The following is a 22,624-nucleotide window of genomic DNA, read 5'->3' on the forward strand; positions in this document are numbered from 1 at the left end:
AACTCAAGAGTTCAGTTGCTCGGCGAGGCGGGAAAGCCGGCCGCGCACACTGCCATCAATTACCGTATCGCCGGCTCGTACCAGCACGCCACCAATGAGTGACTCGTCCACGGAAGTGGACACCTGCACGTCCCGGCCCAAGCGCTCCTTGAGCGCCGCAACCAGCTTGTCGGCTTCGGCGTCTTCCAGTTCGAACGCGGCGATCAGTTCCACATCGGTGATGCGCTGATCCGCTGCCAGCAGTTCGTGGAACAACACGCGAATGGTGGGCAACAAATTGAGACGCTTGTTGGCCGCCAGCTGTGCGATGAAGTTACGGGCGCCTTCGCTGAGCTCGTCGCCGCAGACCTGAATAAAGCCTTCGGCCTGCTGGGCACGATCCAGCTCCGGCTGGTCCAGATAGGCGTGCATGGTGGCGTCCTGCGCCACACCCGCCGCCAGATCCAGCATCTGTTCCCACTCCGCCAGGCCGTTGTTTTCCTTCGCGAAAAGGAACGCGGCCTTGGCGTAGGGACGTGCGATGGTGGTCAATTCAGCCATGGGGTGCCATCCGTATCACTCAGAGTTGAGCCGCCAGCTCGTCGAGCAGCTGCTTGTGACTGTCGCGGTTCACTTCGCGGGCCAGCACTTTCTCGGCACCGCTCAATGCCAGGGCGGACACCTCTTTACGCAGCTCTTCGCGGGCGCGGTTGATTTCCTGATCGATCTCGGACTGGGCCTTGGCGATCAGACGCTCACCTTCGGCGCGGGCCTGATCCTTGGCTTCCTCAACGATCTGATTGGCGCGCCGGTTGGCTTGCTCAATGATCTCGGAGGCCTTGTCCTTGGCATCCTTGAGGTTGGCGGACGCCTTTTCCTGCGCCAGCTCCAGATCCCTTTCGGCTCGGTCAGCGGCGCTCAAACCTTCGGCGATCTTCTGTTTGCGCTCGTCCAGGGCCCGGGAAATGGGCGGCCAGACGAACTTCATGCAGAAGAAAACGAACAGAGCGAACCAGATGGCCTGGCCAATTAGTGTCGCATTAATGTTCATGCCAACACCTCAGCATTACGTAGATTTCCCTGAACCGGGGCTCGGTTTGAATCGCGTCTTACAGGAAAATCAGCAGGAAGGCGATGGCGATACCGATAATCGGCACGGCGTCCAGCAGGCCCGCGATAATGAACATGCGAGTTTGCAGCATCGGACCCAGTTCCGGTTGACGTGCCACGGATTCCAGGAAACGGCCGCCCATCAGACCGAAGCCGATACCTGCGCCGATACCCGCCATGCCAGCAACCAGCGCCGCCGCGAGAAGGTTTACATCTTCCATCTTTACACTCCCGTTAAGTGCTTCAGTTGAGTTAGGAAACGTTGCTTAGTGCTCTTCCACCGCCATGCTCAGGTAGACGATGGTCAGCACCATGAAGATAAATGCCTGCAGGGTGATCACAAGAATGTGGAACACCGCCCAGGGCCAGGCCGCAATGGCCTGCCAGGTGCCCATCATGCCGGCCACCAGGATGAATACGAATTCGCCGGCATACATGTTGCCGAACAGCCGCAAGCCGAGGGATACCGGCTTGGCGAGCAGAGAAATGGTTTCCAGCACCAGGTTGATCGGCAGCAGCAGGATCTTGCCCAGGGTGCTGCCGGCTTCGAACGGCTTGAAGCTCAGCTCGCCGAGGAAACCGCCGATGCCCTTGACCTTGATGCTGTAGAAGATCACCAGGAAGAACACACAGATCGACATCGACAGGGTGATGTTGGGATCGGTGGTCGGCACGATGCGGAAGTAGGCTTCGTGGGCGCTCCAGCCGAAGAAGGTGGTCACGATCCACTGGAACGTCATGGGAACCCAATCCACCGGGATAAGGTCCATCAGGTTCATGAGGAACACCCAGCAGAAGATCACCAGGGAAAGCGGAGCGATCAGCTTGCTTTTGCCGTGGAACGAGTCGCGCACCTGGGTGTCGATGAACTCGATGATCATTTCCACGAAGTTGAGCATGCCGGAAGGGGTATTGGGGCTGGCCTTGCGGGCCATCAGCCAGAACAGCAGGCACATCAGGATACCGAGGCCGCCGGACCAGGCCATGGAATCCACGTGGATGGCGGCGAAGCCCATGTCGCTGGCTTCCTGGGCGTTACAGGCGAACGTCCAGGTGGCGTCGTTCAGGGTCTGGTCGTGACCGTGACAGGTCCGCTCGTAACCAGCGGGCAATTGGCCATAGGTGAGATTTCCCAGATGGTGCTTGATGTACTCGCTGGCGGAGCTCGCTGCCATATCGATACCTACAGTCTAGTCGTCTTGCCCGTGCCGTCCCGCTCCCAGGCGGTGGTCAAGGCGCGCCACCTGAACCCAACCGGCGATCTGCGCCAGCAGGAACCCCAGAAACAGAACCACTACATGTGTCAGTTCGCGCGATGCCGGCACCTTGGCGAAAGTCAGGCCAAACAGTGCCAGCATGATCACCACCTTGCCGGCTTCCGCCCGCATGGCGGCGCCCGCCATGCGTTCAGGCGCGCGGTTGCCCGGGTGTAGCCACACTTGGAAGCCACCCCAGGCGTATGCGATCAGGCTGATGGTGCCGCCCCAGGCGGCCGCGGCGCCCAAACTTGCGCCGGCGATGACGACGACCAGTACGGCGAAAATCACCGCGCTTAAAATTTGCGCGCGCATCAAGCCCCAGAACAGTGTTCTGCGGGCTCGTTCGTCGAAATTGGCCACCGTGCTCCCGTTTGTCGCTGCTGACGCCGCCGGAGCGTGTCAGGAGAAGGTCGCGGGTACCCCCTGATCTTTGGCGCGGGAAGTATATGGGTAAGGTATAGCGGTATCAACCGGCAGGGGCCCATTGTTTGGCCCGAAACGACCGGAATCGGCGTAAAATTTGAACGGACGCTCTAATCTATACAAAACAGAGCGTTTTGTAGTTGGAGAGAACGAATATTGATACGCCTCTCCAACCACTGCGTCAAGCCAGTTGACAAATAAACCGGGAAAACGTCCACGCCGGGGGCCGGGACGTTTATTTGATGTGCGCGAGAATGCCGTCCAGCTCGTCCAGGGTGTTGTAGCTGATCACCAGCTTGCCCTTGCCACCCGTGCCCTGCTGGATCTGCACCGGCGCGCCCAGGCGGTCGGACAGGTCATTGAGCAGATGACGCACATTGGGGTCTTCCCGAGTCGGCGCGGTCTTGGCCGGCTTCTCCTTCTCGAACTCCCGCACCAGCACTTCGGTCTGGCGCACCGACAGGCCCTTGGCCACCACCGTTCGCGCCGCTTCCACCTGCTTTTGGCCGGACAGCGCCAGCAGCGCCCGCGCGTGGCCCATTTCCAGGTCGCCGTGCTCGAGCAGTTTCTTGACGTCCGCCTCCAGGCTCATCAACCGCAGCAGATTGGTGACCATGGCCCGGGACTTGCCCACCGCGTCCGCCACCTGCTGGTGGGTCAGGCCGAACTCTTCCTTGAGCCGGGACAGCGCCAGCGCCTCTTCCATGGGATTGAGGTTTTCGCGCTGGATGTTCTCGATCAGCGCCATGGCGATGGCGGCTTCGTCGGGCACGTCGCGGATCACCGCGGGAATGGTGTCCAGCTCGGCCATCTGGGCGGCCCGCCAGCGGCGCTCGCCGGCGATGATCTCGTAGCGGTCCTCGCCCAGGGGGCGCACCACGATGGGCTGCATCACGCCCTGGGCGCGGATCGATTCGGCCAGTTCCTCCAGGGCGTCGGCGGACATGTCCCGGCGCGGCTGGTAGCGGCCCCGCTGCATGAACTCCACCGGCAGATGGCGCAGCTCGCCATCACGGGGGGCACGCTGGGCCCGGCCGGCGGTTTCCTCGCCCGCGTCCAGGCTGACCTCTTCCGGGTGGTCCTGGTAGGCCGCGTTGCTGCTCAACAGGGCATCAAGCCCCTTGCTCAGGCCGCGTTTACGCTTTGCCGCCATAGTCGGATCTCACTTCAGTCGGTTCGTGCGGGGGCCTGCGGGGGCTTCTGCATGGCCTGTTCGCGGCGCAGGATTTCGCCGGCCAGGGCCAGGTAACTGACCGCGCCCCGGGACTTGGAATCATAGGTGATCACCGGCGCGCCATGGCTGGGCGCCTCCGCCAGCCGCACGTTGCGCGGGATGATGGTGCGGTAGACCTTGTCGCCGAAATGGCTGATCAACTGATTGGAAACATCGTTGGAAAGACTGTTGCGCGGGTCGTACATGGTGCGCAGCAGGCCACCGATATGCAGCTTGGGGTTCAGCACCGAGCGGATCTTCTCGATGGTGTTCATCAGCGAGGTGAGCCCTTCCAGCGCGTAGTATTCGCACTGGATCGGCACGATCACCGAGTCCGCCGCGGTGAGCGCGTTGACGGTGAGCATGTTCAGCGATGGCGGGCAGTCGATGATGATGTAGTCGTATTCGTCGCGGATTCGCGCCAGGGCGTTACGCAGCCGAAACTCGCGCAGCTTCATGTCGAGCAGCTGCACCTCGGCGGCGGTCAGGTCGCCATTGGCGGCGATCAGTTTGAAGCCGGAGGATTCCGGGGTCTCCACCACCGCCTGCTCCACGTCCACCTCGCCGGTGAGCACTTCGAGGATGGTGTAGTCGGGCTCGTACTTGTCCACCCCGGCGCCGCTGGTGGCGTTGCCCTGGGGATCGATGTCCACCAGCAGGACCTTTTTGCGCGTGGCGGCCAGGGAGGCGGCCAGGTTGACGCTGCTGGTGGTCTTGCCCACCCCGCCTTTCTGGTTGGCAATGGCAAAAACGGTGGTCACTGCGATCTCCTTATGATCACCAGCACGCGGGTCTCGTCCAGTCCCGGCACGGACAGAGGTTCCACGCGCGCGGTCCAGCCGGCCGGCAGCTCGGCCAGTTCGCGCTCCGCGGCGGCGGCTTTCATGGCCAGAACGCGGGTATGCGGCGCGATCAGCGGCTCCGTCACCGCCAGGATGTCGGGCAGGGCGGCGAAGGCTCGGCTGATAATCTGCGATGGAGCATTACGGTACTGTTCCACGCGGGCGTGCACAACCTCCACGTTGTCCAGGCCCAGCTCCCGCCGGGCCTGGCGCACGAAGCGCGCCTTCTTACCGTTGCCGTCGAGCAGCACGAAGCGCTGCCCGGGTCGGGCGATGGCCAGGGGAATGCCGGGCAGGCCGGCGCCGGTGCCCACGTCCAGGGTGTCGCCATCGTCCAGGTGGGGCAGCACCGCCAGGGAATCCAGCAGGTGACGGGCGATCATCTCGCCGGGCTCCCGCACCGCGGTGAGGTTGAAGGCCCGGTTCCATTTCACCAGCAGATCCCGGTAGGCCAGCAGCGCCGTCACCTGCCCTTGGTCCAGGGCCACGCCCAGGTGGCGCAGGCCGTCTTGCAGACGGTCCCGGTCGGTCATGCCTGGCGGGCCGTCTGGTGCTGGTGCTTCTTCAGGTAGATCAGCAGCAGGGAAATCGCCGCCGGGGTCACCCCGGGAATCCGCCCGGCCTGGCCCAGGGTGGCCGGGCGCACCTCGCCCAGCTTCTGCTTCACTTCATTGGACAGGCCCTTCACCGCGCCGTAATCAAACGCCTCCGGCAGCGGCTGGTCCTCGGCGGCGCGCAGTTTGGCGATCTCCACCTCCTGGCGGTCGATATAGCCGGCGTACTTGGCGGCGATCTCCACTTGTTCGATCACCGCGTCGTCCACCGGCGCCAGGCCGGCGGCGTCGGCCAGGGGGCGATAGCTCAGCTCCGGACGCTTGAGCAGGTCCATCAGGCTGTATTCGTGGGGCAACGGTTTGTCCAGCAGGGCGTTGACGCGCTCCGCCTCGGCGCTACCGGGGCGCACGAAGGTGGCCTTGAGCCGGGCCTGCTCCTGCTCCATGCCCTCGCGCTTGGCGCAGTAGGCCGCCCAGCGCTCATCGTCCACCAGGCCCAGCTCCCGGCCTTTTTCGGTAAGGCGCAGGTCGGCGTTGTCCTCGCGCAGCAGCAGCCGGTATTCGGCGCGGCTGGTGAACATGCGGTAGGGCTCGCGGGTGCCCATGGTGATCAGGTCGTCCACCAGCACGCCCACATAGGCCTCGTCCCGGCGCGGCGTCCAGGCTTCTTTTTCCTGGCTCAGCAGGGCCGCGTTCAGGCCCGCCAGCAGGCCCTGGGCACCGGCCTCTTCATAGCCGGTGGTGCCGTTGATCTGGCCGGCGAAGAACAGGCCGGGCATATGCTTGGTTTCCAGGCTGTGTTTGAGGTCCTGGGGATTGAAATAGTCGTACTCGATGGCGTAGCCGGGGCGCGTGATGCGGGCGTTCTCGAAGCCACGGATGGAGCGCACCGCCGCCATCTGCACATCAAACGGTAAGCTGGTGGAAATACCGTTGGGGTACAGTTCATGGGTGTCCAGCCCTTCCGGCTCGACGAAGATCTGGTGGCTGCCCTTGTCCGGGTAGCGGTTCACCTTGTCCTCGATGGACGGGCAGTAACGCGGCCCGGTGCCTTCGATCACGCCGGTGAACATGGGGCTGCGGTCAAACCCGGAGCGGATGATCTCGTGGGTGCGCTCATTGGTGTGGGTGATGTAGCAGCACACCTGGCGCGGGTGCTGCTCCGCCCGGCCCAGGTAGCTCATCACCGGCACCGGGTCGTCGCCCCACTGCTCTTCCATCACCGAGAAGTCCACGGTGTTGCCGTCGATGCGCGGCGGCGTGCCGGTCTTCAGGCGGTCCACCCGGAACGGCAGTTCGCGCAGGCGCCGGGCCAGGGCGTTGGACGGCTGATCGCCGGCGCGGCCGCCCTGGTGGTTGTCCAGGCCCACATGGATGACGCCGCCCAGGAAGGTGCCGGCGGTGAGCACCACCGCGTCGGCGTGGAAACGCAGCCCCATATTGGTGACCGCGCCCACGCAGCGGCCGTTCTCGACGATCAGATCGTCCACCGCCTGCTGGAACAGGGTCAGATTGGGCTGGTTTTCGAGCATGCCACGGATCGCCGCCTTGTAGCGCACCCGGTCCGCCTGGGCGCGGGTGGCGCGCACCGCCGGGCCCTTGCGGGCGTTGAGCACCCGGAACTGGATGCCGCCCAGGTCGGTGGCGCGGGCCATGGCGCCGCCCAGGGCGTCGATTTCCCGCACCAGGTGGCTCTTGCCGATGCCGCCGATGGCCGGGTTACAGCTCATCTGGCCCAGGGTTTCGATATTGTGGGTGAGCAGCACCGTTTCCACGCCCATGCGCGCCGCCGCCAGGGCGGCTTCGGTGCCGGCGTGGCCGCCGCCAATCACGATAACGCCGAATCGATGGGGGTATTCCATGGAATGCTCTACCTTCGCCCGGGGAGGGGCGTCTAAAATATGATCAGATCGGGCGCAAGTGCCCTGCCCTCCCAAATAAGCAGACATCAGAAGGCGCCGCCGCCGCTGTGACAAGGCGCGCTGCGCAGGCCATAGTGGTGCTATGGTCAAGCAGCGCAACACGGTCACAGCGGCGGCGGCACCTTCCCGAAGGGCGCGTCCCACAAAACCCGTGGCAGCGTTGCCGCCCTTGGCAAGGGCTACGGCCATTACCGGCGGACGGCGCCTAACCACGGGTTTTGTGGGACACGCTGATGGCTACTTATTTGGGAGGGCAGGACACCAGTATAGACTCAACGTGGCTAAAATAAAGGCCGGCGCACATGTAGGCGGCTCCGCCTTCCTATATAATGTTCCAACCTTAACCCGCTGTTTTATATTCCAGGAGCGCATTTGGATTCATTGAACCTCTTTTTGCTGGTGGGAACCGGGCTGATGTTCACCGGCCTGTTGCTCGGGTCAATCAGTTCCCGGGTCGGGGTCCCATCCCTGTTGGTGTTTTTGCTGGTGGGCATGATCGCCGGCGAGGATGGCCTGGGCGGCATAAGGTTCGATGATTTCTCCCTTGCCTATGTGGTCAGCAACATCGCCCTGGCGGTGATTCTGCTGGATGGCGGGCTGCGCACCCGGCTCAGCACCTTCCGCCTGGCCCTGCGCCCGGCGCTGACCCTGGCCACCCTGGGCGTGGCCCTGTCCGCCTCCCTGGTGGGCGCCTTCGCCACCTTTCTGATCGGCGTGGACTGGCGGCTGGGGCTGTTGCTGGGCGGCATCATCGGCTCCACCGACGCCGCCGCCGTGTTCAATGTGGTGAAAGGGGCCGGCGTAACGCTCAACGAGCGGGTGGCCAGCACCCTGGAAATCGAATCCGGCCTCAACGACCCGATGGCCATCTTCATCACCTTGATGCTGGTGGAGGTGCTGATCAATCCGGAGATGGGCCTGGGCCTGAACATGCTGATCACCCTGGTGCAGCAGTTCGGCCTGGGGGTGCTGATGGGGCTCAGCCTGGGCGCCCTGCTCAGCGAGATCCTGCTGCGGGTGCGCAGCAACGAGGGCTTGCACGCCCTGCTGCTGTGCAGCGGCGGGGCCATGGTGTTCGCGCTCACTAACCTGGCCGGCGGCAGTGGCTTCCTGGCGATCTATCTGGCCGGGCTGGTGGCCGGCAACCGGCGCGGCGGCACCGGCGACAACGTGCTGCGTTCCATGGACTCCATGGCCTGGCTGGCCCAGTCCGGCATGTTCCTGATGCTGGGTCTGCTGGTGACCCCCTCGGAGATGGGCAGCAGCCTGGTGGACGCGCTGATGGTGGCGGCCTTTCTGATGCTGGTGGCGCGCCCCCTGTCGGTGTGGGTCAGCCTGCTGCCGTTCCGCTTCAGCTGGCGGGAGGAACTGTTCATCGCCTGGACCGGCCTGCGCGGCGCGGTGCCCATCGTACTGGCGGTGTTCCCGCTGCTGGCCGGGGTCGGCCAGACCCGGCTGCTGTTCGATATTACCCTGGTGGTGGTGCTGATCTCCCTGCTCACCCAGGGCACCAGCCTGCGCTACGTGGCGCGCTGGCTGAAGGTGTCGGTGCCGGCCACCACCCCGCCCCGGCAGATGGTGCCGCTGGCCGCCTCCGGGGACCGCTATCTGATGCAGTTCGAGGTGGACGCCGGCGCCAAGGCCGAGGGCCAGCATCTGGGGGCCATCACCAGCCCGCGCATCACGCCGCTGCTGATTATCCGCAACCAGCAGTTCCGCAACCTGGCCGAGGACCCGGTGATCGAAGCCGGCGACCTGGTGACCTGGCTGGCGCCGGTGGCGGAGAAGGACTACCTGTCCGATCTGTGCCATCGTCTGTCCAAGGATGAGAAGCGCTATTACGGCGAGTTCTTCCTGCGCGGCAGCGTGCCGGTGGACCAGCTGGTGGCGGTGTACGGCATGGAGAAGCCGGACCCGGCCCTGGAGGGCCTCACCGTGGAAGCGCTGTTCGAGCGCCAGTTCGGGCACCTGGCGGTGGTGGGCGATACCCTGCGCCTCAGTGGCCTGAAGCTGCGCGCGCGCACCGTGGAACAGGGCCGGGTGGTTCTGGTGGGCATCAAACTGCCCAAGTAACGGGCTGCCGGTGACCCATGGCCGCCAGGCCGAGCCGCCAATCTGTTGCCGCCGCCGCCGCGCTATCCTGTGCCCTCACTGTGAATCATGAGGATCAGCCCATGCCCCGTTTCGATAACCATCGTGTCCTGATCACCGGCGCCGGCGCGGGCATCGGCCGGTTGATGGCGGAGAAGTTCGCCGCCCATGGCGCCGAGGTGATCGTCACCGCCCGGCGCATCGCCGCCGCCCGCGAGGTGGTGGAGCACATCGTCAATGCCGGCGGCAACGCCCACGCCTACACCCTGGACGTGAGCAAGATCGCCTCGATCACCAAATTCCGCGACCAGCTCCATGAAGAACGGGGCCCGATCAGCATCCTGGTGAACAACGCCGGGGTGGTGCACGGCGGCGAGTTCGAGCAGGTGGAACTGAAGCAGCACCTGGACACCTTCAAGGTCAACGCCGAGGGCCTGATGGCCTGCAGCCACGCCTTCATGGCGGACCTGCTGGCCGCCGACCGCGCCCACCTGGTGAACATCGCCAGCGCCTCCGCCTTTATCGGCCTGCCCTACGGCAGCACCTACGCGGCCAGCAAATGGGCGGTGGTGGGCTTCTCCGAGTCCCTGCGCCTGGAACTGGCGGAGCGCGGGCAGCGCCATGTGAAGGTCACCACGGTGTGCCCGAGCTACATCGCCACCGGCATGTTCAAGGGGGTAAAAACGCCGCTGTTCTCGCCGATGCTGACCCCGGACCGGGTCGCCGACAGCATCCTGCGTGGCGTCGCCAAGGGCGAGGCCTTCGTTATCGAGCCGCCCATGGCCCGCTCCGTGGAACTGCTCAAGGGCGTGCTGCCCCGGCGCCTGTGGGACGAGGTGGCGAAGCGCACCGGCGTGTCCACCTCCATGTACAGCTGGAAGGGCAAGGACAACTGACCGCCCTTTTTAGTGAACATATGTTCTCTAATATTCCTCTGATGGTCGATTCACCCTAAAGACGGCGGCCTCCGCTTCGCCGTCAATGTCAGTCAACGCTCGTTCGCTAACATTGCTTGCCATACATCAACCGTGCCCCGAATGGGCACGGCCAGGATTGCGAACAGAGGGTGTGCTATGCCGACCTACAAGGCTCCACTGCGCGACATGCGCTTCCTGATCAACGAAGTGTTCGACTTCGAGAGTCACTACAAGAAGCTGCCCAATGGCGAGGAAGCCACCCCGGATATGGTGGAAGCCATCCTCGGCGAGCTGGCGCGCCTGTGTGAAAACACCATCGCGCCGCTCTACCAGAGCGGCGACGAGGAAGGGTGCAAGCTGGAAGACGGCCAGGTGACCACGCCCAAGGGCTACAAAGAGGCCTATCAGGAGTACGTGGCCGGTGGCTGGCAGGGCCTGTCCCACCCCGCCGAGTACGGTGGCCAGGGCCTGCCCATGTCCCTGAACCTGTTCAAACAGGAAATGCTGGGCGCCGCCAACTGGTCCTTCGCCATGTACCCGGGCCTGTCCCTGGGGGCCATGAACACCATCCAGCTTCATGGCGATGAAGAGCAGAAACAGACTTATCTGAGCATGCTCACCGAGGGCACCTGGGCGGGCACCATGTGTCTCACCGAGCCCCAGTGCGGCACCGACCTGGGCCAGGTGAAAACCAAGGCCGAGCCCCAGGACGACGGCTCCTACAAGCTCACCGGCACCAAGATTTTCATTTCCTCCGGTGACCACGATCTCACCGAGAACATCGTGCACATCGTGCTGGCCCGCCTGCCGGACGCGCCCAAGGGCACCAAGGGCATTTCCCTGTTCATCGTGCCCAAGTACCTGCCCGGCAAGATCGGCGAGGACAACGGCGTGGCCTGCGGTTCCCTGGAAAAGAAAATGGGCATCAAGGCGTCCGCCACCTGCGTGATCAACTTCGATGGCGCCACCGGCTTCCTGATCGGCCCGGCCAACCAGGGCCTGGAGTGCATGTTCACCTTCATGAACTCGGCGCGCATCGGCACCGCCTGCCAGGGCATCGCCCACGCGGAGCTGGCTTACCAGGGTTCCCTGCCCTACGCCAAGGAGCGCCGCTCCATGCGCGCCCTGTCCGGCAAGAAAGACCCGGACGCGGTGGCCGACGCCCTGATTCACCACGGTGACGTGCGCCGTATGCTGCTCAAGCAGAAAGCCATCGCCGAAGGCGGCCGGGCAATGATCTACTTCGCCGCCCAGTACGCCGACCACATGATTTCCGGCATTCTGGAAGACGACAAGGACAAGTACGACCGCTGGGACAGCGAGCTGGGTTTCCTGACCCCGATCCTCAAGGGCTTCCTCACCGAGAAGGGCCTGGAAGTGGCCAACGACGCCATGCAGATCTTCGGCGGTCACGGCTACATTAAGGAACACGGCATGGAGCAGATCGTGCGCGACGCACGCATCGCCACGCTCTATGAAGGCACCACCGGCATCCAGTCCCTGGACCTGCTGGGCCGTAAGGTACTGCTGTCCAGCCGTGGCAAATGCGTGCGCGATTTCTCCAGGAAGCTGCTGGACTTCGGCCGCAAGCATCTCACCGATGGCGAGCTGCGCCCGTTCGCCTGGAAGCTGCTGAAAATCGCCGCCGAGTGGAACTACCTGACCACCCGCATCATGCTGACCGCCGCCAAGGACCGGGAAATGGTCGGCACCGCCAGCTACGATTACCTGATGTATTCCGGCTACGCCATGATGGCCTACTTCTGGGCCCTGCAGGCGAAAGTGGCGCAGGACAAGCTGGCCAACGGCGGCAACGAACCGAAGGAGTTCTACCAGGCCAAGCTGGCCACCGCGGAATTCTTCTTCGAGCGCATGCTGCCGGCCGCCAAGGGCCACGCGGAAGCCGCCCTCAAGCCCACCAAAAGCACCATGCAACTGGCGCCGGAGCACTTCTCGTTCGACTACGAGTAAGCCGTGTGCTCCAGCAGTTCACCGAGATGGCCGACCACCAGGTCGGCCTGATCGGCGAAATGCCCGTTGCCCCCGTTGAGCAGTAATCCCGCCGCCATACCGGCGTTTCGCGCCGCCTGCAGATCGTAAACGAAATCCCCCACATAGAGCGTCCGAGCCGGCGTCAGCCGCAGCTGTTCGGCGATCCGCAACAGTCCTTCCGGGTGCGGTTTGGGCGGGCAATCCTCGCGGGTCAGAATCAGGTCCACCGGCAACCCCAGCACCTGGTCGGTGCGCGCCACGGCGGCGCGGCTGTTGCGGGTGAGAATGGCGGTGGGCACGCCATGGCGGCGCAGCGCCGCCAGCAACGCCCGGGCGCCGTCGATCCAGGTGGCGGCCTCGGCGCCGGCCATTTCATGGCGGTGGATCACCTGGCGGGCCTGGCACGCCTGCTCCGGCGGCAGGGTCTCCAGGTGCTCCAGCAGGCCGATGCCTTCCGGAAAACCCAGCTCCCCGCGCAGGGCGGCGAAATCCAGGCGGGTATCCACCAGGGTACCGTCGAGGTCGAACAGCAGGGCCTGAAAACGGCGCGGCGGCATGGGCATCTCCTTCGCGATCATGACAACCGCCAAGGGTACCCCGCCACCGCGCAACGGTCAGTGACGGCGGCGCAGCAGGCCCGCCAGCATCAACAGCAGCCCGTAGCCCAGGCCGCCGCCGTTGCTGTCACTGTCGCCGGCACTGCCACTGCCACTGCCACTACCGCTGTCACTACCGCTGTCACCGCCGCCATCGCCATCTTCGCCGCCGGCGTTGGCGGACAGCGCCATATCGATCACCACCGGGTCGTGGTCGGAGGCCCGCCAGGCGTCCGCGACGTAATAGCGCTGGTGCTGCTCCTCGCTCTGGTAACTCGGCAGCTGGTAGGAAAACGCCACCGGTTCATCCGCGTTGATGTGCCATTCAAAGGTGGCGAGCACCTTGCCATTGAGGCTTTCGGAGGCCAGGGCATGGTCCAGATAGCCGGCTTCGCCTTTGTAGGTGTAGCTGTAGGCGTCCTCGCCCTGGAAGCGCTGCACCAGGTTCACCAGCCCGGCGTCACGCAGGGTGGTGATCGGGTCTTCCTTGGCGTAGCTGTTCAGGTCGCCCATCACCAGCCAGTTGCCATCGCTGGCGCCGGTGGGATTGTTCTCCAGCCAGCTCAACAACTGCTGGGCGGCGTCCACCCGCTCCGCGTTCCAGCAGCCCTGGCCGTCGCCCTGGGCGCTGTTGATGCCATTGTCCGGGCAGCTGCCCTTGGACTTGAAGTGGTTGACCACCACGGTGAGGGTCTCGCCACCGTTCAGCGGTTGGAAGGTCTGGGCCAGCGGCTGGCGGTTGGTGGCATTGCCGAAGGCGCCGGCGTCGGTGGTGGCGGCGGTGCCCACCTCCTCGACCACGTCGCCCCGGTAGATCAGACCCACGGCGATGGCGTCACCGCCCAGGCTGTCCAGGCCCGGGTCCACGTAGCGCCAGGACGGTCCCAGGGCGGCGGTGAGCTGGGCGATGGCGGAGTCCGAACCATAGCCGTCGTTCTCCACCTCCATCAGGCCGACCACATCGGCGTCGATGTCGTTGAGCGCGGCCACCAGCTTGTCCTGCTGCCGGGTCAGCTCCTGGCTGTTCTCCGCCCCCCGGGGGGTGGGGAAGCCGCCGCCGGCGCCGTCGCCGTTGAAGTAGTTCAGCACGTTGAACGAAGCCACCCGCAGGTCACTGGCGGCGGCCCGGTCCGGGATTGGGGACCGGGGGTTGGCGGTGGCGTCGAAGCGCACCTCGCCCACCGGCTGCAGCCGCCATTGGTTAAAGCCGTAGGTGAACACCGCCCGGAACGGCCGGGTCTGGTAGCCGGCGCGCAGGGTATTGTCGGCGGCCAGACCGCCCTCCGGATAAATCACCGTGGCCGGATTCTGAGCGTTGGAGGCATCGTCCAGCAGCACCTGGTTACGGCTATTGGCTTCCTTCACCGCCCGGGCCGCCTCGCCGGGGGCCGCCACATTGGTGGGGTTGAACAGGCGGCCATCGCTCAGCGTCATGCTGCCGTAGCGGGCCAGCTCGTAGTTGTCGCTGACGGTGAGCGGTTGCTCCACGCTCACCAGCATGCCTTCCAGGGATTCCCGGTCGGCCAGGTCATCGAACGGCAGGGTCAGCACCACCGGGGTCACCGTTACCTCCTGCTCGCAGACCGCCTGCTGGTCGGCGCTGATCTGGGTGAGGCCGTAGTACTCGCTGACCGTACCGCTCACCCGTACCCGATCACCGGCGCTCACCTGCGCGTCCGGCTGATAGATAAACAGGCCTTCGGAGGTGGCCGGGTCGTTGTCCCGGTTGGCCTCGGTTTCCATCACATAGAAGCCGTCGAAGGCCGGGTACACGGCGGTCACCACCGCCTCGATCACATGGCCCTCGCCGTCCAGCGGGGAGCGGTCGCCGGGGCCCTGAATGGCGGCGATGCGGGTCACCGCCTCGCCGCAGGCGCCCAGCGGCACCGGCTCTTTAGCGCCTGCACCGCCGCCGGTGCCCGGCTCACCGAGACCGTCCAGGGTGTCCGAGGGGAAGCCCACCCACTCCACCGACGGGTCGAAGGCATCGTCGATCACCGTGTCGCCGCTGGTGACGCTGTCCTTGCGGCGCAGCGTCTGGTTCGCCGTGCTCAGGCCACCGCCGGTCCAGGCGCTGCCCGGGTCCTCGCCAACCCGGCCGAAGCTGTCCACCACACCGTCGGCGTTACGCAGCACATAGGCGTCGTCGCCGTTGTGATTGATGGTGGCGCTGGTGATATCCGCCAGCCCGGCCAGGGTGCCGGTGGCCTGGTTGGTGGCGATCACCAGCACATCACCGCCGGCCAGATTATGGCCGTCCAGAGCCAGGCTGCTGCTCACCGTGGGGGAACCGTTGCTGTAGCGCTCCAGCACATAGCCGTTCAGGCTCTGGCTGGTGTCCCCGGAGTTATACAGCTCCAGGGCTTTGTTGTTGCCGCTGCCTTCCACGTACTCACTGATCAGAATATTGCCCTGGGCGCTGCAGGCCATTGTCAGCCCGGCCAACCCCATGATGAAGATGCGCATAACCCTCTCCGCGAACGATGATCGGAGTACCCTGCCAAGGGTCCGTGACCAAAGCGTTTCATGGGTATGGCAACGTTTTTGCAAGCATCCTGGCATCGGCGTTTGCAGCGGGATTGGCAAATGCCGAGAACGTGAATCGGCGCACATAGTAGTGGGCTCCAGGGCCAAGCCCGGTTTACCGCAAGGCACATTCAGGACCCGGGCCGCTCTGCTAAGATGGCCCGGAACGCCAAGGAGATAGCGCGTCCTGTTCCCGAGCGGGACGGCGATAAAAAGTGAGGATGGCATGAAAACCCTGAGTCCGGTGGATCAGTTATTCCTGTATCTGGAAAAACGGCAGCAACCCATGCACGTGGCGGGCCTGCAATTGTTTTCGTTTCCCGAGGGCGCCGGCCCCAAATACGTCAGTGAACTGGCGCGGTCGATCCGTGATTATTGCTGCCCGGAGCCGCCGTTCAACCAGCGCCTGCGGCGCCGTTGGGGGCAGTGGCACTGGGACGAGGACAAGCAGTTCGACATCGACCACCATTTCCGCCACGAGGCCCTGCCCAAACCGGGCCGCATCCGCGAACTGCTGTCGCTGGTGTCCGCCGAACATTCCAATCTGCTGGACCGGGAGCGCCCGCTCTGGGAGGCGCACCTGATCGAAGGCATTCGCGGCCGCCAGTTCGCCCTCTATACCAAGGTGCACCATTCCATGGTGGATGGCATCTCGGCCATGCGCATGGGCATGCGGGCGCTGTCCACGGACCCGAACGAGCGCGACCAGCCGCCGGTGTGGGCCTACAAGCCCAATAAGCGCGGACGGGGGATGAGCAGCCCGGTGGACGCGGTCAGCAGCCTGGCCCGTCTGACCGCCGGCGCCAGCCGCCAGATCGCCACCGTGCCGGCGCTGACCCGGGAAATCTACCGGGTCACCCAGAAAGCCAAGGACGACCCCAATTTCGTGTCCATCTTTCAGGCCCCGGACACCATTCTCAACCAGTGCATCACCGGTTCCCGGCGGTTCGCCGCCCAAAGCTATTCCCTGCCGCGCCTGAAGAAGCTGGCCGGGGCGTTCAACTGCACGCTCAATGATGTGGTGCTGACCATGTGCGGGCATGCGCTGCGCGAGTATCTGATCAGCCAGAACGCACTGCCCGATCAGCCGCTGATCGCCATGGTGCCCATGTCCCTGCGCAAGGACGACAGCGCCGGCGGCAACCAGATCGCCATGATCCTGGCCAACCTGGGCACCCATGTGTGCGACCCGGCCAACCGGCTGCGGGTGGTGCAGGCCTCGGTGAAGGAAGCCAAGCAGCGCTTTTCACAAATGAGCCCGGAGGAAATTCTTAATTTCACCGCCTTGAGCATGGCCCCCACCGGCCTCAATCTGCTCACCGGCCTGGCGCCCCGCTGGCGGGCGTTCAACGTGATCATTTCCAACGTGCCCGGCCCCAAGGAACCGCTTTACTGGAACGGCGCCCAGCTCAAGGGACAGTATCCGGTGTCGGTGGTACTGGACCGCATCGCCCTGAACATGACCCTGACCAGCTACCGGGATCAGATCGAATTCGGGCTGATCGCCTGCCGCCGGACCCTGCCCTCCATGCAGCGCCTTCTGGACTATCTGGAGCAGTCCATTGACGACCTGGAGATCGCCGCCGGCCTGCGTTAAGCGGGCCGGATGGAGGGCCAAAAAAAAATTTGGTGTCGCCGGGAAAGGGTAGTAAAGTCGAAATGGCTGCAGATTGTGGCAGTGGTTTGTTTTGGTAGTTGCCTTCCCTTCGCGTGAAGCTCATGAAGTCTCCGAACACCCCTCCCCTGGTTTGCAAGCATCACCCTATGAAAAAGTTTTGAGGTATAGATTCAAATGGCTACTGGTACCGTTAAATGGTTCAACGAATCCAAGGGTTTCGGTTTCATTTCCCAGGATGACGGTGGCGCGGATGTCTTCGTTCATTTCAGCGCGATCAATGGCTCCGGCTTCCGGACTCTGGCCGAAGGCCAGAAGGTAAGCTTCGACATTCAGCAAGGTCCGAAAGGTCCGCAGGCGGCAAACGTCGTCGCTGAGTAAGACGATCACGCCGGGGTTCGGCCCGGCGTTGTCGTAACGGAAAACCCCGCTCCGGCGGGGTTTTTCCTTTGCCTGTCCGTGGCGGGACGCCGCCCGGTCAGAGCACGCCCTGGCCGGCCATGGCCTCGGCCACCCGCAGATAGCCGGCCAGGTCGGCGCCCACCAGATAGTCGGTTTTGCGCTGGCCGCCGTGGTCCACGCAGCGGCGGTGGATACGCTCCATGATTTCCCGCAGCCGCTGGTCCACTTCGCCCGCCGACCAGCTTTCCCGCCGGCTGTTCTGACTCATTTCCAGACCACTGACCGCCACGCCACCGGCATTGGCCGCCTTGCCCGGCCCAAACACCACGCCGCCATCGCGCAGCCGCTTCACCGCCGCGGCGGAGCACGGCATATTGGCGCCTTCCACCAGCCACTGGCAGCCGTTGTCCACCAGCGCATCGGCGTCCTTCTCGCCCAGTTCATTCTGGGTGGCGCAGGGCAGCGCGATGTCGCAGCGCACGCCCCAGGGGCGCTTGCCCTTGTGGTAGCGCACGCCGCTGAAGCGGTCCGCCAATTCGCCGAGCCGGCCGCCGCCGTTTTTGATTTCCGCCACCGCTTCCAGGTGCTTGGCGGTGAGGCCCTTGCTCACCTCCACGAAGCCCTGGGAATCGGACAGGGTCACCACCCGGGCGCCGCTGTCCAGCGCCTTGGCCAGGGCGTGGCGGGCCACGTTACCGGCGCCGGAAATGGCCACGGTTTTGCCATCCAGTTTTTCGCCCTGGTTCGCCAGCATGTGTTCGAGAAAATAGATCACGCCGTAGCCGGTGGCTTCCACCCGCATCAGGCTGCCGCCGAAGGCCAGCTGCTTGCCGGTGAAGCCGCCGTCGTGGCGGCGGCCGAGCTTGCGATACATGCCGAACAGGTAGCCGATTTCCCGGGGGCCGACGCCCATGTCGCCGGCCGGCACGTCGGTGTCGGCCCCCATGTGATGGTGGAATTCGGCCATGAAAGCCTGGCAGAAAAGCATGATCTCGTCGTCGCTGCGTCCCTTGGGGTCGAAGTCGGAACCGCCCTTGCCGCCGCCCAGCGGCAAACCGGTAAGGGCGTTTTTCACGGTTTGCTCCAGGGCCAGGAAGGACAGCACGTCCAGGTTCACCGACGGGTGGAAGCGCAGACCACCCTTGTAGGGCCCCAGCGCGCCGTTCATCTGAACCCGGAAGCCCCGGTTCACATGGGCCCGGCCCTGATCGTCGATCCAGGGCACCCGGAAAGTGATGACCCGCTCCGGCTCCAGCAGCCGCTCCATCAGCGCACTGTCATTGAGATCCGGATAGTTCCGCAGCGGCCTGGAGATGCTCTTCAGCAGGCTGCCGGCCGCTTGCTGGAAATACTCGTGGTGGGGGTCCCGTTCCTTGATGCGTTTTAGCAGAGTTTTGGTTTCCATGGCCCTACTGAAACAGAAAGACCATCAAGGGGGGGTCAGGGGCGCGGCAAAAAAGGGTAAAACCCGCCGTCAGCCTTCCAGCCGCGCCTTGTGACGGCGCCAGTCGGGCATGCGGCGGTCCATCAGGGCGTGGAAGTCGGGACCGTGATTCATATGTTCCAGATGACAAAGCTCGTGCATCACCACGTAATCGATCACCGCCGGCGGGAACGCCATCAGCAGCAGATTCAGGTTGATGTAGCCCCGGGGCGACAGCGAGCCCCAGCGGGTGCGCATCTTCTTCACGCGCAGCGTCGGCAGGGCATGGCCACGGTCGGCGAACCAGGGAAACTGCCGATCGATGCTGTCCCGGAAAAACACCCGCGCCTGCCCGCGCCACCATTCATGGACCGCGTCACGCACCTGGCTTTCGTCCTCCGGGCCGGGCACCGCAACCCGCAGCCGGTCGCCCTCCAGGCTGACCCGGCCGCCGGGCCGGGCCACCGGGGTCACCTCCAGCCGGCGCGGCTCACCCAGGTGCAGGCAGGTTTCACCGTGGCTCCAGCGTTGCCGTGGGCGGTGGGCCATGATCCGGCGTTGCCGGGCAATCCAGTCCTGGCGCTCGTCCACGAACGCCTCGATATGGCGGGCGGCCATCCGCAGCGGGGCGCGCACCTGTACCCGGCCGTCCGGAAACACCCGCACTTCCAGCGAGCGCCGTCGGGAGCGCACCAGTTCATACCCCACCGGAGCCTGCTCCGACATCAGACCGCCGCCCGCCGGGTCGCGGGACGGTCGGGCGGCCCGGCGTCTTGATTTTCGATAATGCGTACCGGCGCGCCGCTGCCCAAATGACTGTGGCCCTTGACGATCACCGGCTCCCGGTCCTTCAGCCCGGCGGTGATCTCCACCCAGCCGTCGGCGCGGCGCTCACCCAGGCTGACCGTGCGACGCTCGGCGCGGCGCATCTTGCTGACCGTGAACACATAGCTTTGCGCCCCCTGGGTGATGATCGCCTGCTCCGGCACCAGTACGGCGGCGTGCTCCTGCAAGTGCATCGACACCCGCAGGGGCTGGCCCGGGCGCAGCAGCGCGTCGTCGTTATTCAGCAGCGCTTTCACATGCAGGCTGCCGTCGGCGCCGCCGACACGACCGTCAACCAGCATCACCTTGCCGGAGAACCCCTTACCCGGATAGACCTCGCTGCCGGCGGTCACCGGCAGCCCGGGGCGCAACGCGGAGAGATAGCGCCGGGGTGCCTGGAACACCACCTCCAGATTACGCACGCTGTCCAGGGTGGCGATGGCATCGCCGCTGCTCAGATCCGCCCCCGGCGCCACCAGCCGTGGCCCCATGATGCCGTCGAACGGGGCGCGAATACGGTGCGCCGCCAGGGCCACCCGGCTGGCTTCCAGCCCGACCCGGGCGGCTTCCATCACCACCTTGAGGTCGTTGGCGCCGGTCTGGGAAAGCACCCGTTCACCGACCTGCCGGGCGGCGCTTTGGTAGTCGGTCAGGGCGAGTTGGTAGGCGGCCCGCGCCTGCTCCAGCTGCTCCTGGGCCCGCCGGTCGTCCAGGGACGCCAGCAGATCGCCGGCATCCACGCTCTGGCCTTCCTGGAAATGCAGCTTGATTACCCGGCTGTCCACCTCGCTGAGCAGGGTCAGGGTGCGGCTGGCCCGGGCGGTGCCGGGCACGTCCAGCTGATCGGCGAGCGGGCTGAGAATGGCGGTGGCCACCTGCACCAGGGTGGGCGGCCCGGCCGGCTGGCCGTCCTGCCCCAGGTAGTGCCATGCGCCGATTCCCAGGCCCAGCGAAGCCGCCAGCAGCAGGCTCAGGGTCACTCGCAGCATGAAGATCTCCAGATCAGGGGCACACCGGTCCCGGGAAGCCAGTCCTGGACGGAGGGAACACGGGGTGTAAGCGTTATCGATGGCTCGCCCGGCGCGGCGCCGGGCGATTTCCGGAAGGGTACACCCTTGCCGGACGGGGGGATATATGGGGGGAGTAGAACGGGGCCGGAGTGACCGGCCCCATGGGATCACACCAGTTCGGCGCGCATCTTTTTCTTGTCCAGTTTACCCACCGAGGTGCGCGGCAGTTCGTCCACGAACACCACCCGGTCGGGCACCCCGTAGCGGCTGATCACACCGTCGTCGGCATAGCCGGTGAGCAGCGCCTTGATGGCGTCCTCGTCCACCTCGCCACTCTTGACCACCAGGGCCACCGGACGCTCGCCCCATTTTTCGTCGGGCACGCCCACCACCGCGCATTCGGCCACGCCGTCGTGCTGCAGAATCAGCCCTTCCAGATCCAGGGACGATACCCACTCACCGCCGGTCTTGATCACGTCCTTGATGCGGTCGGTGATCTTCAGCCAGCCCTCGGCGTCGATCACGCCGATGTCGCCGGTGTGCATCCAGCCGCCGCGCCACAGCTCCTTGGAGTTGTCCTCGTCCTTCAGGTAACCCTGGGTCAGCCAGGGGGCACGCAGCACCAGCTCGCCCTGGCTCTTGCCGTCGTGGGGCACATCGTTCATGTCGGTGTCGACGATGCGCCACTGCACCATGGGTACCGGGCGACCGGTGCGGCTGCGGTAGTCGGCCTGGGTTTCCGCGTTCGCCTTCTCCAGTTCCGGAGTCAGCAGCGCCACCGAGATCAGCGGGCAGGTTTCGCTCATGCCGTAACCGGCGTAAATGTCGATGCCCCGCGCCAGGGCCGCCTTGGCCAGGGGCTTGGGCAGCGCCGAGCCGCCGATGATCACCTTCCAGCCGCTCAGATCAATGCTCTTGGCGGCTTCCGCCTGCAGCAACATCTGGATAATGGTGGGCACGCAGTGGGAGAAGGTGACCTTCTCGGTGAGCAGCAGCTTGAGCAGGGTTTCCGGTACGTAGCGGCCCGGGTACACCTGCTTCACGCCCAGCAGCGTCGCCACGTAGGGCACGCCCCAGGCGTGCACGTGGAACATGGGCGTGATCGGCATGTACACATCGTCCTGGTTGAACCGGCCGTGGCCGGAACCGGACAGCGCCGCGCGGCCGGCGAAGGTGTGCAGCACCAGCTGGCGGTGGGAGAAATACACGCCCTTGGGCAGACCGGTGGTACCGGTGGTGTAGAAGGTGGTGGCGCGGGTGTTCTCGTCCAGCAGCGGGAAGTCGTACTGATCCGGTGCCTTGTGCAGCAGCGCCTCGTACTCGCCGGCCAGCTCCAGCTTGCTGTCCAGGTTGCCGCCTTCGTCGTCGAGCAGGATAAAGGTCTTGGCGGTCTCGATGCGGTCCTTGAGCTCTTCCAGCACCGGCAGGAATTCCCGGTTCACCAGGATCACGTCGTCCTCGGCGTGATTCAGGGTATAGAGAATCTGCTCCGGGCTGAGACGCACGTTCACGGTGTGCAGCACCGCGCCCATCATCGGGATGGCGAAGAAAGCTTCCAGATAGCGATGGGTGTCCCAGTCCATTACCGCCACCGTGTCGCCGGGCTTGACGCCCTGGGCGGCCAGGGCACCGGCCAGGCGGTTTACACGTTGCTCCAATTCACGGTAGGTCAGCCGACGTTGATCCGCGTAAACGATTTCCTGGTCGGGGGCGGAGCGCACACCGGATTCGAGGATGCTGTGGATCAGCAACGGCGATTCCACCGCCTCCGGGGTACGATCAATGGTCAGATCTTTACTCATGCTTGCTCTCCATCACCAAAAGGCCGAGCCGAAGCGGGGCCGCGCACGGTGCCGGGTAAACACCGGCGACCCTCGCCGTCCGGTCCGGGATTGCTTTTTTATAGCAGGCCGTTGAACAACCCT

The 22,624-nt window shown here is 65.0% G+C and carries 20 protein-coding genes; 5 read left to right on the forward strand and 15 right to left on the reverse strand.

All coding sequences use genetic code 11. The features are described from left to right. Positions 1–3: 3 nt before the first annotated feature. The 9 genes from FGS76_RS15615 to mnmG all read right to left on the reverse strand — a co-directional run bounded on the left by FGS76_RS15615 (position 4) and on the right by mnmG (position 7,242). Positions 4–540: a F0F1 ATP synthase subunit delta gene (locus FGS76_RS15615; RefSeq protein ID WP_138773559.1), complete on the reverse strand. Its 537-nt coding sequence runs from the start codon at positions 538–540 to the stop codon at positions 4–6. Between the two features lie 19 nt (positions 541–559). After that, entirely contained in the window at positions 560–1,030 is a 471-nt protein-coding gene (locus FGS76_RS15620; RefSeq protein ID WP_138773560.1) for a F0F1 ATP synthase subunit B, read from the reverse strand. Positions 1,031–1,088: 58 nt separating this feature from the next. Then, positions 1,089–1,310: a F0F1 ATP synthase subunit C gene (gene atpE, locus FGS76_RS15625; RefSeq protein ID WP_138773561.1), complete on the reverse strand. Its 222-nt coding sequence runs from the start codon at positions 1,308–1,310 to the stop codon at positions 1,089–1,091. Between the two features lie 45 nt (positions 1,311–1,355). After that, positions 1,356–2,264, reverse strand: a complete 909-nt coding sequence (atpB, locus tag FGS76_RS15630; RefSeq protein WP_138773562.1) for a F0F1 ATP synthase subunit A — start codon at positions 2,262–2,264, stop codon at positions 1,356–1,358. A gap of 15 nt (positions 2,265–2,279) precedes the next feature. Then, positions 2,280–2,708 carry a hypothetical protein gene (locus FGS76_RS15635; RefSeq protein WP_240692567.1) on the reverse strand — a complete coding sequence of 143 codons (429 nt, stop codon included), beginning with the start codon at positions 2,706–2,708 and terminating at the stop codon, positions 2,280–2,282. A 298-nt stretch (positions 2,709–3,006) separates the two neighbouring features. Then, positions 3,007–3,924 carry a ParB/RepB/Spo0J family partition protein gene (locus FGS76_RS15640; RefSeq protein ID WP_138773563.1) on the reverse strand — a complete coding sequence of 306 codons (918 nt, stop codon included), beginning with the start codon at positions 3,922–3,924 and terminating at the stop codon, positions 3,007–3,009. 14 nt (positions 3,925–3,938) lie between these two features. After that, positions 3,939–4,745 carry a ParA family protein gene (locus FGS76_RS15645; protein ID WP_138773564.1) on the reverse strand — a complete coding sequence of 269 codons (807 nt, stop codon included), beginning with the start codon at positions 4,743–4,745 and terminating at the stop codon, positions 3,939–3,941. After that, positions 4,742–5,359: a 16S rRNA (guanine(527)-N(7))-methyltransferase RsmG gene (gene rsmG, locus FGS76_RS15650; RefSeq protein WP_138773565.1), complete on the reverse strand. Its 618-nt coding sequence runs from the start codon at positions 5,357–5,359 to the stop codon at positions 4,742–4,744. The genes FGS76_RS15645 and rsmG overlap by 4 nt, the downstream gene beginning before the upstream one ends. Next, positions 5,356–7,242: a tRNA uridine-5-carboxymethylaminomethyl(34) synthesis enzyme MnmG gene (mnmG, locus tag FGS76_RS15655; protein ID WP_138773566.1), complete on the reverse strand. Its 1,887-nt coding sequence runs from the start codon at positions 7,240–7,242 to the stop codon at positions 5,356–5,358. Before mnmG ends, rsmG begins: the two co-directional genes overlap by 4 nt. A 432-nt stretch (positions 7,243–7,674) precedes the next feature. Between mnmG and FGS76_RS15660 the strand changes: the two genes are divergently transcribed. From FGS76_RS15660 to FGS76_RS15670, 3 genes are all read left to right on the forward strand, one after another. Continuing rightward, positions 7,675–9,375 carry a potassium/proton antiporter gene (locus FGS76_RS15660; RefSeq protein WP_138773567.1) on the forward strand — a complete coding sequence of 567 codons (1,701 nt, stop codon included), beginning with the start codon at positions 7,675–7,677 and terminating at the stop codon, positions 9,373–9,375. 101 nt (positions 9,376–9,476) lie between these two features. Beyond that, on the forward strand, positions 9,477–10,289 hold the full coding sequence (locus FGS76_RS15665; protein ID WP_138773568.1) for an SDR family NAD(P)-dependent oxidoreductase: 813 nt from the start codon (positions 9,477–9,479) through the stop codon (positions 10,287–10,289). A 177-nt stretch (positions 10,290–10,466) separates the two neighbouring features. Then, complete coding sequence (locus tag FGS76_RS15670; RefSeq protein WP_138773569.1) at positions 10,467–12,281, forward strand: acyl-CoA dehydrogenase C-terminal domain-containing protein; 1,815 nt, start codon at positions 10,467–10,469, stop codon at positions 12,279–12,281. Here the strand turns inward: FGS76_RS15670 and FGS76_RS15675 are convergent. Both FGS76_RS15675 and FGS76_RS15680 read right to left on the reverse strand, forming a co-directional pair. Next, entirely contained in the window at positions 12,272–12,880 is a 609-nt protein-coding gene (locus FGS76_RS15675) for an HAD family hydrolase (protein WP_240692568.1), read from the reverse strand. The genes FGS76_RS15670 and FGS76_RS15675 overlap by 10 nt on opposite strands. Positions 12,881–12,916: 36 nt before the next feature. Then, positions 12,917–15,364 carry an ExeM/NucH family extracellular endonuclease gene (locus FGS76_RS15680; protein WP_138773570.1) on the reverse strand — a complete coding sequence of 816 codons (2,448 nt, stop codon included), beginning with the start codon at positions 15,362–15,364 and terminating at the stop codon, positions 12,917–12,919. Positions 15,365–15,650: 286 nt separating this feature from the next. On the opposite strand from FGS76_RS15680, the gene FGS76_RS15685 reads away from it, so the two are divergent. Both FGS76_RS15685 and cspE read left to right on the forward strand, forming a co-directional pair. Beyond that, a complete protein-coding gene (locus FGS76_RS15685; protein WP_138773571.1) occupies positions 15,651–17,021 on the forward strand; it encodes a WS/DGAT/MGAT family O-acyltransferase in 1,371 nt (456 codons plus the stop codon). A 195-nt stretch (positions 17,022–17,216) separates the two neighbouring features. Then, on the forward strand, positions 17,217–17,420 hold the full coding sequence (gene cspE, locus FGS76_RS15690) for a transcription antiterminator/RNA stability regulator CspE (RefSeq protein ID WP_089033873.1): 204 nt from the start codon (positions 17,217–17,219) through the stop codon (positions 17,418–17,420). Between the two features lie 97 nt (positions 17,421–17,517). Here cspE and gdhA read toward each other — a convergent pair whose 3' ends face one another. The 4 genes from gdhA to FGS76_RS15710 all read right to left on the reverse strand — a co-directional run bounded on the left by gdhA (position 17,518) and on the right by FGS76_RS15710 (position 22,501). Continuing rightward, positions 17,518–18,846, reverse strand: coding sequence for an NADP-specific glutamate dehydrogenase (gene gdhA, locus FGS76_RS15695; RefSeq protein WP_138773572.1), 1,329 nt, complete (start codon positions 18,844–18,846; stop codon positions 17,518–17,520). Positions 18,847–18,915: 69 nt separating this feature from the next. Then, complete coding sequence (locus FGS76_RS15700) at positions 18,916–19,590, reverse strand: M48 family metallopeptidase (protein ID WP_138773573.1); 675 nt, start codon at positions 19,588–19,590, stop codon at positions 18,916–18,918. Then, a complete protein-coding gene (locus FGS76_RS15705) occupies positions 19,590–20,678 on the reverse strand; it encodes an efflux RND transporter periplasmic adaptor subunit (RefSeq protein ID WP_138773574.1) in 1,089 nt (362 codons plus the stop codon). The genes FGS76_RS15700 and FGS76_RS15705 overlap by 1 nt, the downstream gene beginning before the upstream one ends. A gap of 188 nt (positions 20,679–20,866) precedes the next feature. Then, entirely contained in the window at positions 20,867–22,501 is a 1,635-nt protein-coding gene (locus FGS76_RS15710) for a fatty acid--CoA ligase (RefSeq protein WP_138773575.1), read from the reverse strand. Positions 22,502–22,624: the final 123 nt, after the last annotated feature.

It is taken from the genome of Alloalcanivorax gelatiniphagus (genome assembly GCF_005938655.1).
Lineage (GTDB): Bacteria > Pseudomonadota > Gammaproteobacteria > Pseudomonadales > Alcanivoracaceae > Alloalcanivorax > Alloalcanivorax gelatiniphagus.